At 63.6% G+C, this 12928-nt stretch carries 11 protein-coding genes and 1 tRNA gene; 8 read left to right on the top strand and 4 right to left on the bottom strand.

Features of this window, described 5'->3' with window-relative positions; genetic code table 11:
* Positions 1-37: 37 nt before the first annotated feature.
* On the top strand, positions 38-1699 hold the full coding sequence (locus J3A64_RS13065; protein WP_210064481.1) for an ABC-F family ATP-binding cassette domain-containing protein: 1662 nt from the start codon (positions 38-40) through the stop codon (positions 1697-1699).
* A gap of 2 nt (positions 1700-1701) precedes the next feature.
* Positions 1702-3615, top strand: a complete 1914-nt coding sequence (locus tag J3A64_RS13060; RefSeq protein WP_014920929.1) for an ABC transporter ATP-binding protein — start codon at positions 1702-1704, stop codon at positions 3613-3615.
* 7 nt (positions 3616-3622) lie between these two features.
* Here the strand turns inward: J3A64_RS13060 and J3A64_RS13055 are convergent, their stop codons facing one another.
* The 3 genes from J3A64_RS13055 to J3A64_RS13045 form a co-directional block, all read right to left on the bottom strand.
* Complete coding sequence (locus tag J3A64_RS13055; RefSeq protein ID WP_011773771.1) at positions 3623-4036, bottom strand: NUDIX domain-containing protein; 414 nt, start codon at positions 4034-4036, stop codon at positions 3623-3625.
* Positions 4033-4491, bottom strand: coding sequence for a DUF6314 family protein (locus J3A64_RS13050; RefSeq protein WP_210064480.1), 459 nt, complete (start codon positions 4489-4491; stop codon positions 4033-4035). Before J3A64_RS13050 ends, J3A64_RS13055 begins: the two co-directional genes overlap by 4 nt.
* Before the next feature lies 1 nt (position 4492).
* Positions 4493-4565: transfer RNA gene (locus tag J3A64_RS13045), tRNA-Arg, on the bottom strand.
* A 108-nt stretch (positions 4566-4673) separates the two neighbouring features.
* On the opposite strand from J3A64_RS13045, the gene J3A64_RS13040 reads away from it, so the two are divergent.
* The gene (locus J3A64_RS13040) at positions 4674-5471 is read left to right on the top strand and encodes a DUF998 domain-containing protein (RefSeq protein WP_011773773.1); all 798 of its coding nucleotides are present in this window, start codon (positions 4674-4676) and stop codon (positions 5469-5471) included.
* Between the two features lie 190 nt (positions 5472-5661).
* Here J3A64_RS13040 and J3A64_RS13035 read toward each other — a convergent pair whose 3' ends face one another.
* Positions 5662-6288, bottom strand: coding sequence for a hypothetical protein (locus J3A64_RS13035; RefSeq protein WP_043805847.1), 627 nt, complete (start codon positions 6286-6288; stop codon positions 5662-5664).
* A gap of 33 nt (positions 6289-6321) precedes the next feature.
* Here J3A64_RS13035 and J3A64_RS13030 point away from each other — a divergent pair, with 33 nt between their 5' ends.
* The 5 genes from J3A64_RS13030 (at position 6322) to sucD (ending at position 12855) form a co-directional block, all read left to right on the top strand.
* Positions 6322-7167: an inositol monophosphatase family protein gene (locus J3A64_RS13030; protein ID WP_014920932.1), complete on the top strand. Its 846-nt coding sequence runs from the start codon at positions 6322-6324 to the stop codon at positions 7165-7167.
* A 79-nt stretch (positions 7168-7246) separates the two neighbouring features.
* A complete protein-coding gene (gene pcrA / locus J3A64_RS13025; protein WP_210064479.1) occupies positions 7247-9793 on the top strand; it encodes a DNA helicase PcrA in 2547 nt (848 codons plus the stop codon).
* A 14-nt stretch (positions 9794-9807) separates the two neighbouring features.
* The gene (locus J3A64_RS13020; protein WP_043806509.1) at positions 9808-10506 is read left to right on the top strand and encodes a hypothetical protein; all 699 of its coding nucleotides are present in this window, start codon (positions 9808-9810) and stop codon (positions 10504-10506) included.
* A gap of 264 nt (positions 10507-10770) precedes the next feature.
* Positions 10771-11940, top strand: coding sequence for an ADP-forming succinate--CoA ligase subunit beta (sucC, locus tag J3A64_RS13015; RefSeq protein WP_011773779.1), 1170 nt, complete (start codon positions 10771-10773; stop codon positions 11938-11940).
* A gap of 12 nt (positions 11941-11952) precedes the next feature.
* A complete protein-coding gene (gene sucD / locus J3A64_RS13010; protein WP_011773780.1) occupies positions 11953-12855 on the top strand; it encodes a succinate--CoA ligase subunit alpha in 903 nt (300 codons plus the stop codon).
* The last annotated feature ends 73 nt before the right edge of the window (positions 12856-12928 follow it).

Raw genomic sequence — 12928 nt, 5'->3', positions numbered from 1 at the left:
GCCTGAATTTCTGCGTTCCCTTGCTGGAGGATAGACGATGACTGCAACTTTGGTGGCCAAGGATCTTGCCGGTGGTCATGGCCACCGCACACTTTTCTCGGACCTTTCCCTGACCGTTGCGCCGGGCGATGTGGTGGGCGTGGTGGGAGCGAACGGTGCCGGTAAATCCACGTTGCTGCGCATTCTCGCCGGCGTGGACCAGCCCCAGGACGGGAACGTCAGCTTGGCGCCCTCGGATGCTTTTGTGGGCTGGTTGCCGCAGGAACACGAGCGCACCGCCGGCGAAACAATTGCGTCATACATTGCCCGACGCACCGGCTGTGCCCAGGCAACAACCGAGATGGAATCCACCGCCGAAGCTCTCGGCTCAGGAGCTCCCGGAGCCGATGACGCTTACTCCCTGGCCTTCGACCGCTGGATGGCCTCCGGCGCAGCAGACCTCGAGGAGCGCATCCCGGCTGTCCTCGCCGACCTCGGCTTGGAGCTTGGCGCCGACGCGCTCATGATCGGGCTCTCCGGCGGGCAGGCTGCGCGTGTTGCTCTCGCTGCACTGCTGCTCAGCCGCTTCGACGTAGTCCTTTTGGACGAACCCACCAACGACCTCGACCTTGACGGGCTCGCCCGGCTTGAGGCTTTCGTCCAGGGCCTTCGGGGCGGCGTCATCCTGGTGTCGCACGACCGCGAATTCCTGGCCCGCTGCGTCACTACCGTGGTGGAGCTGGACCTCGCCCAGAACTCCGTGGCCGTCTACGACGGCGGTTATGAAGCCTTCCTCGAAGAGCGCGCCGTGGCCAAGCGCCACGCCAGGGAGCGGTACGAAGAGTTCGCCAACACCAAAGCCGACCTCGTTTCCCGCGCACGCACCCAGCGCGAATGGAGCTCTCAAGGCGTCCGGAACGCGATGAAGAAGAACCCGGACAACGACAAGATCCGTCGCGCAGCAAGCAGCGAATCGTCCGAGAAGCAGGCGCAGAAGGTCCGCCAGATGGAGTCCCGCATCGCCCGGCTCACCGAGGTGGAGGAGCCCCGCAAAGAGTGGCAGCTGCAGTTCAGCATCGGCCAGGCACCCCGCTCAAGTGCCGTCGTCGCCACCTTGCGTGACGTCGTCGCACGCCAAGGCGACTTCACACTGGGTCCGGTGAACCTCCAACTCAACGGGGGCGAGCGGATCGGCATCACCGGACCGAACGGTGCCGGGAAGTCGACGCTGTTGCGCCTGCTGTTGGGGACCCAGGAACCGGACGACGGCGAGGCCTCCATGGGTGCGTCTGTGGCCATCGGCGAAATTGACCAGGCGCGCGGACTGCTCGACGGCGGGCGGCACCTTGGCGACGCTGTTGAAGCTGTGCTGGTGGACTGGAACAGTGCGGATGTCCGTACCCTCCTGGCCAAGTTCGGCCTCAAAGCGGATCACACCTCCCGCACGGTGGATTCGTTGTCCCCGGGGGAGCGGACCCGGGCGGCGCTTGCGTTGCTGCAGGCACGCGGCGTGAACCTGCTGGTGCTGGACGAGCCCACCAACCATTTGGATCTTCCGGCCATCGAACAGTTGGAGGAGGCGCTGGAAAGCTACGAAGGGGCGCTCCTGCTGGTCACCCATGACCGCAGATTGCTCGAAAACGTTCGGCTCGATTCGCGCTGGCATCTGGAAAACGGACAAGTGCAAGAACTCCATCACAGCCCTAGCCAGGAGAAGTAACCATGAGCATGGACCGCGTGGCCTGGAGCTCGCTGTATAACATCACTACCGCCAAGAGCGGTTCGAAGCCTTTTTCCAAGGAGACCCTGAAACGGGTCATGGCTTTCGCCGCACCGCATAAGGGCAAGCTCATCGCCTTCGTGGTCGCCTCCATCGCCGGTGCCTTCCTGGCTGTGGCTACTCCGGTCCTGGCCGGCCAGGTGGTGGATGCCATCATCGCCAACGCAGGCGTCGGCACGGTGATCTGGCTGGCCGTCCTCATCGCCATCGTCGCGGTGGGCGAGGCCGGTGTGGGCTTGGTGACGCGCTGGTTGTCTTCCATCATCGGCGAGGGCGTCATCGTGGATCTCCGCACGCGCGTGTTCGATCACGTGCAGCGCATGCCCATCGCGTTCTTCACCCGAACGCGGACCGGTGCCTTGGTCAGCCGCCTGAACAACGACGTCATCGGAGCGCAGTCGGCCTTCGCCGGCACGCTGTCCGGTGTGGTCAGTAACGTTGTGGCGTTGGCCCTGACACTTGTGGTCATGCTGAATACGTCATGGCTTGTGACTGTGCTGGCTATGGTGTTGCTGCCGATCTTCCTGATTCCGGCCCGGCGGATGGGTTCCAAACTGGCTGACCTTCGCCGTGAAGCTGCCGCGCACAACGCTGCCATGGGCACGCAGATGACGGAGAGGTTCTCCGCTCCGGGTGCCACTCTGGTGAAGTTGTTCGGCCGCCCGGACGAGGAATCCCGTGAGTTCGCTGCCCGCGCCGGCCGGGTCAGGGATATCGGAATCCGGACTGCCATGCTGCAGTTCACCTTTGTCACCGCCCTGACCCTGGTGTCGGCGCTGGCTCTGGCCTTGGTCTATGGCCTGGGTGGTTGGTTGGCAATCGGCGGGCAGCTTGCACCCGGTGACGTGGTGGTTCTCGCCCTCCTCCTGACCCGTCTCTACGCTCCACTGACGGCGCTGTCCAACGCTCGTGTGGAAATCATGAGTGCTTTGGTCTCCTTCGAGCGGGTGTTTGAGATCCTTGACCTGAAGCCACTCATCACCGAGAAGGCAGACGCCGTGACAGTTCCGGTGGGTCCGGTTGCCGTGGAATTCGACGACGTCCGATTCTCCTACCCCTCCGCCGAAAAAGTCTCACTGGCTTCCCTTGAGGACGTTGCCACGTTGGATACCCGGGGCGGCGAGGAAGTCCTGCACGGTGTGAGCTTCCGGGTGGAGCCCGGCCAGACTGTTGCCCTGGTGGGCTCCTCCGGAGCCGGCAAGTCCACGGTGGCCCAGCTGCTCTCACGCTTGTACGACGTCGACTCCGGCGCAGTCCGCCTTGGCGGGCAAAAGCCCGGAACCGGCGTGGACGTCCGGGACCTCAGTTTTGACTCCCTGCGCGACACCATGGGTATGGTGACCCAGGACGGCCACCTCTTCCACGAAACCATCGCCTCCAACCTGCGCCTCGCCCGGCCGGACGCCACCGAAGACGACATGTGGGATGTGCTCCGTCGGGCACGCCTGGAGCCGATGATCCGGTCCCTGCCCGATGGCTTGGAGACCGTGGTGGGGGAGCGCGGCTACCGGCTCTCCGGTGGTGAACGCCAACGGCTCACCATCGCCCGCCTGCTCATCAAGCAGCCTCGCGTGGTGATCCTCGACGAAGCCACTGCAGCGTTGGACTCCACCAACGAAGCCGCCGTCCAAGCGGCGTTGGGCGAGGCACTCGAGGGGCGTACCGCCGTCGTTATTGCACACCGGCTGTCCACCATCCGTGCGGCCGACGCCATACTGGTGGTGGAGGACGGCAGGATCGTTGAGCGCGGCACGCACACCGAGCTGCTGGCCGCGGACGGCCGCTACGCAGAGCTGTATCAAACCCAGTTCGCGGAAGCCACGGCGGTGGCCGAGGAAGCGGTCCCGGAGCTGTAACCCAGGGCTACTTGGGCGGGGTGAGCGCTGGAAGTACGTGGTCCGTCAACAGCGGTGCCAGGTCCGGGGGAAGCGGCGCGTCGAGGTCCAGCCAGCGGATCTCGGCGATCTCCGCCGAAGGGTGCGCCTCCCATGTTCCGGGTGCAGTGAACACGGTGGCTTCGATATTGGTCGCTGCCTCATTGGCTGCCACAGCCAACCACACGCCGAGCGGCTCCAGGAGGTTCGGTGCTACCGCTATGCCCACTTCCTCCAAAAGCTCCCGCGAAGCGGCTTCAGCAGCGGTTTCGCCTGGCTCGGGCTTGCCGCCCGGGTGCATGAACTTGTCCGTGCCGCTCTTGCGGACAGTCAGCAGTTGGCCGGCGTTGTTGTAGACGCAGACGGCGCTGACAATAATCAGGTCCGTGCCGGTTCCACTCATGGTTGCCTCCCGGCTTCGATTCGGACCAAGTGCGATTCCAGCAGCAGATTCTTGGCCGGCCCACGAACATCCCAGGTGAAACTGAACGAGTCAGGTCCCTCCACAACGTACTTGACGCGGTATTCGTCGGGGTCGCACCAGTGCTTATCCTGGTTGACCTGTTCGGAGAAGCTCATCACGTGGAAAGGCCTGCCGTCGGGGAAGAACACCTCCATCGAATCCGGGCCGGCTCCGGGTTTCAGGACATACTCACGGAATGCCGGACCCGAATGGGTTGGCCAGTGCATGGTTCCGTCTTCGCGGTAGTCCAGCCCCGCGTCGGGGTTCAGGGTATAGCGCACGACGCCGGTAAAGGTTCCGTTGGTGCCGGAGGTCCGGTCCAGGAGTGTCCGCTCCACGCGCCAGCTGCCGGCCAAGTAGGCCTGCAAGTCCTGGGTGGGCTGCTGGTGGTTCAAGTGCCCTCGATTGGAATCGAACCAACGACACCGGCTTTAGGAGAGCCGTGCTCTATCCACTGAGCTACGAGGGCCTGTGTGTCCATGACTCTAAATCCCACTGCTGGAGCTCGAGGGCCCGGACACGACTACAAGCATACAAGCTGCGGGGGTGCTGCCCGAACACCGCTAGGCTGGCGTTCATGAAAGGGCACACGACTGCACCGGCGCCAGCTGGATCGTTCCTTCCGGATACCCGTGGCATCAGGGCGAACATCGGAGGGTGGGCGCAGCTGAGCGTGGTCCAATACTTCGTGGCTGAGGCCGCCGTGATCGAGGCCTGGGCAGGGCCCGAGCCCTACAGCAGGGCCACCGGATTCATCAGTGACCTCGGAGCAATCTCCTGCGGTATTTACGAGGACCGGGCCGTGTGCTCGCCGTTGCATCTGCTGATGAACGCCTCGTTTGTGGTGCAGGGCCTGGCCCTCATCCTGGGTGCTGTATTCCTGACGGCCGGGCTGTTGAGCGTGGCCGCGCGGGCCGGAGTAACGGCACGACGATTTCGAGCTGTTGCGGACGACTCTCCTCAGACGCGGGTCCTGACCGTGCCCTGGATCCTGGCTGTCGCCATCCGGATCCTCACCGGCGTCGCCGGAGTGGGAACGGTCCTGGTGGGACTGGTGCCCGAAGACCTCGGCTCACCTTGGCACTTTGCGGGCGCACTGATGTTCTTCATCGGGGGAGGGTTTGCACTGCTCCTGTTGGGCATCCTGTGGTTCCGGCAAACCCCGATCAGTTGGTTCCTCGCTGCCTGCGGGCTGGTTTGTATTGGCGCGCTCGTCATTGGAGGGTTCACCGGGATGGAGGTGCCTCAGCCGGGGTTGCTTGAGCGGTTCATGGGCTATCCGGTGACCATTGGCCTCGCTGCGGCCGGCCTGGTGATTGCCCAGCGCACCCACACGGAACGCAAGTTGGCGCGGGCAGGGACGGGCTCCCGCTGAGGTTTGTTGGCGGGGTTCCTGAGGTTTCCGCACCCGTTGCCGCCGATTGCGCCCGTAAGCACTGGTGCGCTGGGCGCGTAGGGGTGCGGCGCCAGCGAACATGTGGTGCGCTGGGCGGGTAGTGGTGCGGTGGGCGGGTATTAATGCGTCGCTGGCGAACGGGTGCCCAGCCGAGCGCCCCCGAAAATTGTCAGGCGGGCTTCGCACTCTTCCTGCCCAGGAACACGGCCACCACGCCGCACAGGAGACTGATCAGGAACAGCACCCACGACGCGACGGTGACAGCTGAGGCCAACGCGACCGAACCGGCGTCGGGCGTTTCGGCAGCCAGCACGGAATCGATGGCGATGTTGGACCACAGGTGCGCCACAGCGAACAGCAGGGGAGCAGCCCACAGGGTCCACCGCCATGACTTTCGCGCCACATTGGTGCCAATCAGCAGGAGCCAGCTGAAGCCGAAGATCAGCGGAAACAGGGTGCCGGCGGTCTTGTGGATGTAGTTCAATTGGCCACGCGCGGACTCGTCCATGGCCTCTCGAAGCTGGACGATGTAGTCCTGCGAGAAGCCGCCGATCAGCGAATCAGGCATCGCCAGGCCACCGGAGAGCTGCGTCATCTGGTTCAAGGTGAGCAGGTGCAGGTACCAGAACAGGAACAGGCTGGCCACGACGCCCGCGATCACAATGAGCTTTGAATTGCTCTGTGCCTTTTGCGGCGTGCGCTGGGTGGTGGTGTTGATCACGGGAGGCAGCGTGTGATCCGGGACCACTGCCTTTGCTCCGTGCTTCTTGATGCGCTGGGCGGGTGTCTTGGCCATGCCATTCATTATCCCGCCACATAAGCTGGATCCATGACCACCGGCAGGCACACAGCAACTGAACTCGATCCTTCACTCGATGACTACCAACTGGCCAGCGCCCTGGTCCGCGAGGCAGGCCAGCTGGCGCTGCTCATGCGGATGGGCGGACTGCAGGGCGAACGCAAGACGTCAGTGTCCGACGTCGTCACTGCAGCTGATCACGCAGCTGAGGCTTACGTCCTGGACCAGTTGCGGCGCTGCCGTCCAGACGACGGCATCCTGGGCGAGGAAGGCACCTCCGTTGCCGGGACAAGCGGCCGGACCTGGGTGATCGACCCCGTAGACGGCACGTACAACTTCCTCCACGGCTCCACATACTGGTGTTCCGCCATTGCCCTCAAACGGGACGACTCGATCCACGGCGGCACCTCGGTTGCCGATCCGGACGTGCTGCTGGGCGCCATCTATCAGCCCGAACTGGACAAGCTCTGGCTGGGAGGGGAGGGACGCCCGGCAACCCTGAACGGCGAATCGATCACCGGCTTCGGCGACCTTCCCGTGAGCCAAATCTCCGCCGCAACCTACATCCACCCCACCTGGTTGGCGGACCCCCGCGCGGCCATGCCCTGGCACGCGGCTGCAGTTTCCGCGGCATCACTGCGCATGTTCGGTTCGGGCTCCTGCGACCTTGGCCGGGTGGCCGATGGCGAACTCGGGTGCTGGTTCCAGCACAGCTGCCCCGAATGGGACTGGCTTCCCGGAAAGGCGATCGTCCGCGCTGCCGGCGGGGACACCGCCGTCGTGCAGGTCAACGGACTGAACTGGTTCGTGGCAGGAGGCCCGACGGCGGTACTCGAGCTAAGCGCGGCCCTCGCCTCCGTTCCCCAGTTCGCTTAGGGCCTGACGCGGGGCACAGGCAACATCGCGGCTGCAGCGCCTTATAGTGTCATGGGCACCGCCTAGACTGGTAGGCACCATGGATATGTTGTTTGACCCCTACGCAGACGGACCCTTCAAAGCAGGCACCAAAGCCGCAGTCAAGGCTGCCCCGGAGCTCTCCCTTTCCGGGGGAGGCGCGTCCGGGCCCCGCCTCCAGGAGGGAACTGCCGCATCCGGGCACGCCCCGCAGGGGCCCGCCTCCGGAGGATGGGGCAACCAGGGCGCCCACGGACTGCCAAATGCTGAGGCCCTCCTCCAGGGACTGAATCCGCAGCAGGAAGAGGCCGTGAAGCACGCCGGAAGCCCCCTGCTGATCGTTGCAGGTGCAGGGTCCGGCAAGACCCGTGTGCTGAGTAACCGGATCGCTTACCTGATCGCAACCAAGCGTGCTCACCACGGCGAAATCCTTGCGATCACCTTCACCAACAAGGCAGCAGCGGAAATGCGGGAGCGCATCGAAGCCTTGGTGGGCGCCCGTGCCAAGGGCATGTGGATTTCTACGTTCCACTCTTCCTGTGTGCGCATTCTGCGCCGGGAAGCTGCCAACGTTGGCCTGAATTCCAACTTCTCCATCTACGACTCCGCTGATTCGCTGCGCCTCATTACACTTGTGGCCAAGAATCTGGACCTTGATCCCAAGAAGTTCGCCCCCAAGGCCATCCAGCACAAGATTTCGGCGCTCAAGAACGAGCTCATTGACGCCGACTCCTACGTTTCCTCGGCAAACCACAACGACCCCTTCGAGCAAGCCGTGGCCGAGGTGTTCAAGGGCTACACGCAGCGTCTCCGGCAAGCCAACGCAATGGACTTCGATGACCTCATCGCGGAAACCGTGTACATGTTCCGGGCCTTCCCGGCGCTCGCGGAGTCCTACCGGCGCCGCTTCCGGCACGTTCTGGTGGACGAGTACCAGGACACCAACCACGCCCAGTACGCCTTGGTCAGGGAAATCGTCGGCTTGGGAACGGACACGAGCGTCGAACCGAGCGAACTCACAGTGGTGGGCGATTCCGATCAGTCCATTTATGCCTTCCGCGGAGCGGACATCCGCAACATTGTGGAGTTCGAAGCCGACTATCCGAACGCCCGCACCATCAAACTTGAGCAGAATTACCGCTCCACGCAGAACATCCTCAGCGCAGCCAACTCGGTGATTTCCCGCAACCCCAACCGGCAGGAAAAGCGTCTGTGGACCGCGGAGGGCGACGGCGAGAAAATTGTTGGCTACGTGGGGGAGAACGAGCACGACGAAGCCCAGTTCATCGCCAAGGAAATTGACCGGCTGCAGGACGAGGAAGGCTTGCGTCCCGGTGACGTCGCCATCTTCTACCGCACCAACGCCCAGTCGCGTTCCATCGAGGACGTTCTGGTTCGCGTCGGCCTTCCCTACAAAGTGGTGGGCGGCACGCGCTTCTATGAGCGCAAGGAAATCAAGGACGCCCTGGCGTACCTGCGCGTCTTGGTGAACCCGGACGACGACGTCAACCTCCGCCGGGTGCTGAACGAACCCAAGCGCGGGATCGGCGATCGCGCCGAGGGCGCAGTTGCCGCGTTGGCCGAGCGGGAACGTACCTCGTTCATGACCGCAGCGCGCCGCGCAGACCAGGCGCCCGGCATGGCAACGCGCTCCGTCAACGCCGTACTCGGATTCGTGAAGCTGCTGGACGACCTCGCGGAGGTGGCCTCCGGCTCCGGTGCTGCCGCTGCTTTGGAGGCAGTCCTCGAACAGACCGGTTACCTGGCGGGGCTGCGCGCCAGCAACGATCCCCAGGACGAATCCCGCGTAGAGAACCTCGCGGAACTGGTGGCCGTGGTCCGGGAGTACGAACGCGACAACCCGGATGGGTCCCTCGGCGAGTTCCTGGAGCAGGTTTCCTTGGTGGCCGATGCCGACCAGATCCCCGATGCTCCGGGTGCGGACATTGACGCCGCCGTCGCTGAGGCCAAGCGGATGGGCGTTGTCACCCTCATGACGCTGCACACGGCCAAGGGCCTGGAGTTCCCGGTGGTCTTCCTCACCGGTATGGAGCACGGTATTTTCCCGCACCAGCGCTCGGCGACGGATCCCAAGGAGCTAGCGGAGGAACGCCGCCTGGCCTACGTGGGCCTGACCCGTGCCCGCAAGCGCCTTTATGTCACGCGCTCTGAGGTTCGCAGCATGTGGGGCCAGAGCCAGTACAACCCCGCCAGCCAGTTCCTGGAAGAGATTCCCTCCGAACTTGTGGAGTGGAAGCGCGAAGGAATGAGTCGCCAGGCCGCAGGTGGCTGGGGGAGCGCCCCCATCGGGTCCAACCGCTACGGTGGTTCGTTCTGGGGTGCGGGCACATCCCGCGGTGCTGCCGCCAGCCCAACCGCAGGGTTCGACGCCGACGTCCCCGCCGCCGTCGTACGCAACAGGGTCCAGCCGCAGAAGGAAGTCATTTCCGTGGTGGTGGGGGATAAGGTCAACCACACAAGCTTCGGCAACGGAGTGGTGCTCGGCATCGAAGGCGCGGGCGACAAGACGGTGGCGAAGGTGAAGTTCGACGTCGGCGAGAAGCGGCTGCTGCTGCGGTATGCGCCCCTGACCAAGTTGGATGCGTGAAGCCGCACGGCATAATGAGGGACATGCAACGGACTGTTTGGGCGATCCTGGCTGCCTTGGTCATGGTGCTGGCGGCGGGATGCTCCTTCGCCACTAAAGATCCTGACTATGTACCTCCTGCCCCGCTGCCGCCGCTGGAACAGCTCCAACAGGTGCCTGTCACCGAGCAGACCACACTGTCCGCGGGCGAGGATGTCACCGCGTTCGTTACGGCTGACAAGAACATCGTGTGCGCCATGACCTCCGCACGGGGCGGGCACCTCAACCTGCCCTACGAGGCCAACTCCTACTCCGACGCCGCCAACAACAAGTTCGCCGTAGTCCCTGTAGTTCATTGTGAGCTGGCGAAGTATGCCAAGCCGGATACCGGCGACATCGCTGACGACTGCGCGGGAATAGGTCTCGGCTATCTTGGCGGGACGGTGCTCCTCACTCCGGAGAAGGCTGTCTATGGCTCATGTCGTTCCGGCGTAACACAAATGGAGTCGGAGTTCGGGCCCAAGGGCAGCCGTGACGGTCCCATCTCCAAGCTCCGGGAGTTGGCGGACGGGCAGAACATTGAACGCAACGGTCTGCGGTGTTCGGCCTATAACGGGGGCGTTGCCTGCGGAAACGTCTCAGGTGGCGTGGCGTTCTTCGTAAGCCGCGAGGGATACCAGTTGATTTCCGACGGCGGCAAAACGGTCCGCGGGAACCTGAAACAGGGGTCCTGATCGCGGCCGGAAGACGGCCGAACAGTCCAAAATCCGCGTCATTATGCGGTTTTTCTACATCCGATAGAAGTGTAAGGTTACTCACTTAACCGGTAGTGTGTAGCTGGCGGGACTCCTCAAAGGGCTAAAGTTCCGAGAGGACCTTACGCAATGTGACCGGCTTCAATCCCGGTTGTTACCGCGTACTTTCCGCAGCTGGCTATCGCGGTCATCGCGGTTCCCGGCTGAACAGAAAACTACTTCGACGTAGAAGGACACTAAACCGTGGACCTGTTTGAATATCAGGCGCGCGATATGTTCGAGGCGCACGGTGTACCCGTGCTCGCCGGCATCGTGGCGCACACTCCTGAAGAAGCGAAGGCAGCTGCCGAGAAGATCGGCGGCGTAACTGTCGTAAAGGCACAGGTTAAGGTCGGTGGCCGCGGCAAGGCTGGCGGCGTCAAGGTTGCCAAGACTGCCGAAGAGGCGCTTGAGCACTCCACCAACATCCTGGGCATGGACATCAAGGGCCACACCGTCAACAAGGTGATGATCGCCCAGGGTGCTGACATCGCCGAGGAATTCTACTTCTCGGTCCTCCTGGACCGCGCAAACCGCAACTACCTGGCCATGTGCTCGGTAGAAGGCGGCATGGAAATCGAGCAGCTTGCAGTTGAGCGTCCCGAGGCCCTGGCCAAGATCGCCATCGACCCCGCTGTGGGCATCGACCAGGCCAAGGCTGACGAGATCGTCGCAGCTGCAGGTTTCGCTGAAGAACTGCGCGGCAAGGTAGCCGACGTCATTCTGAAGCTCTGGGACGTCTTCAAGAAGGAAGACGCAACCCTGGTTGAGGTCAACCCTCTGGTCCGTACCGGCGCTGGCGAGATCGTCGCCCTCGACGGCAAGGTCTCCCTGGATGAGAACGCTGACTTCCGCCACGTGCACCACGCACACCTGGAAGACAAGGACGCAGCTGACCCGCTGGAGGCCAAGGCCAAGGCGCAGGACCTGAACTACGTCAAGCTGGACGGCGAAGTAGGCATCATCGGCAACGGCGCCGGTCTTGTGATGTCCACCCTCGACGTCGTTGCTTACGCCGGCGAGAACCACGGCAACGTGAAGCCCGCCAACTTCCTGGACATCGGTGGTGGAGCATCCGCCGAGGTCATGGCCAACGGTTTGGACGTCATCCTTGGCGATTCCCAGGTCAAGAGCGTGTTCGTGAACGTCTTCGGTGGCATCACTGCTTGTGACGCCGTTGCCAAGGGCATCGTCGGTGCACTGGCTGAGCTCGGTTCCTCCGCGAACAAGCCGCTGGTAGTTCGCCTCGACGGCAACAACGTTGAGGAAGGCCGCCGCATCCTGACCGAGGCCAACCACCCGCTGGTTACCCTGGCCGCCACCATGGACGAGGGCGCCGACAAGGCCGCCGAGCTCGCCAACGCAGCTAAGTAAAGGGACGCGACAATGTCTATCTACCTCAACAAAGACTCCAAGGTCATCGTTCAGGGCATCACCGGCGGCGAGGGCACCAAGCACACCGCCCTGATGCTCAAGGCCGGCACCAACATTGTTGGTGGCGTCAACGCCCGCAAGGCCGGTACCACGGTCCTGCACGGCGACAAGGAAATCAACGTCTTCGGCACCGTCAAGGAAGCCATCGCTGAAACGGGCGCAGACGTCTCCATCGTCTTCGTTCCCCCGGCATTCACCAAGGACGCCGTGGTTGAAGCCATCGAAGCCGGCATCGGCCTGGTAGTTGTCATCACCGAAGGTGTGCCGGTTCAGGACTCCGCCGAATTCTGGGCACTCGCCCAGTCCAAGGTGGACGCAGACGGCAAGCAGATCACCCGCATCATCGGACCGAACTGCCCCGGAATCATTACCCCCGGCGAAGCCTTGGTTGGCATCACCCCGGCGAACATCACGGGCAAGGGCCCCATCGGCCTCGTGTCCAAGTCCGGTACCTTGACCTACCAGATGATGTATGAACTCCGCGACCTCGGCTTCTCCACCGCGATCGGTATCGGTGGCGACCCCATCATCGGCACCACGCACATCGACGCCCTCGCTGCGTTCGAAGCTGACCCGGAGACCAAGGCAATCGTCATGATCGGTGAGATCGGTGGCGACGCTGAAGAGCGCGCAGCCGACTTCATCAAGGCCAACGTCACCAAGCCGGTTGTTGGCTACGTTGCCGGCTTCACGGCTCCCGAGGGCAAGACCATGGGCCACGCAGGCGCCATCGTTTCCGGTTCTGCCGGTACGGCCCAGGCCAAGAAGGAAGCTCTCGAAGCCGCTGGCGTGAAGGTCGGCAAGACGCCGTCCGAGACGGCCAAGCTGCTGCGCGAAGTTTACGCAACGCTCTAGCCTTTACAGCTAGCTCACGACGACGGCCCGGCGCCTTCCCCACGGAAGGCGGCGGGCCGTCGTCGTTCTTTAA

The organism is Pseudarthrobacter sp. PvP004 (assembly GCF_017876035.1).
GTDB classification, from domain to species: Bacteria; Actinomycetota; Actinomycetes; order Actinomycetales; family Micrococcaceae; genus Arthrobacter; species Arthrobacter aurescens_A.
The sequence above is the reverse complement of the archived record's forward strand: the minus strand, read 5'-3'. Positions and strand labels throughout refer to the sequence as shown.

What these genes read in the sequence shown, in the direction of transcription:
- J3A64_RS13020 (WP_043806509.1), top strand. Translation starts at nt 9,808, where the DNA reads ATGAGGGACATGCAACGGACTGTTTGGGCGATCCTGGCTGCCTTGGTC.
- J3A64_RS13040 (WP_011773773.1), top strand. Translation starts at nt 4,674, where the DNA reads ATGAAAGGGCACACGACTGCACCGGCGCCAGCTGGATCGTTCCTTCCG.
- J3A64_RS13065 (WP_210064481.1), top strand. Translation starts at nt 38, where the DNA reads ATGACTGCAACTTTGGTGGCCAAGGATCTTGCCGGTGGTCATGGCCAC.
- J3A64_RS13060 (WP_014920929.1), top strand. Translation starts at nt 1,702, where the DNA reads ATGAGCATGGACCGCGTGGCCTGGAGCTCGCTGTATAACATCACTACC.
- J3A64_RS13035 (WP_043805847.1), bottom strand. Translation starts at nt 6,288, where the DNA reads ATGGCCAAGACACCCGCCCAGCGCATCAAGAAGCACGGAGCAAAGGCA.
- pcrA (WP_210064479.1), top strand. Translation starts at nt 7,247, where the DNA reads ATGGATATGTTGTTTGACCCCTACGCAGACGGACCCTTCAAAGCAGGC.
- sucD (WP_011773780.1), top strand. Translation starts at nt 11,953, where the DNA reads ATGTCTATCTACCTCAACAAAGACTCCAAGGTCATCGTTCAGGGCATC.
- J3A64_RS13030 (WP_014920932.1), top strand. Translation starts at nt 6,322, where the DNA reads ATGACCACCGGCAGGCACACAGCAACTGAACTCGATCCTTCACTCGAT.
- J3A64_RS13055 (WP_011773771.1), bottom strand. Translation starts at nt 4,036, where the DNA reads ATGAGTGGAACCGGCACGGACCTGATTATTGTCAGCGCCGTCTGCGTC.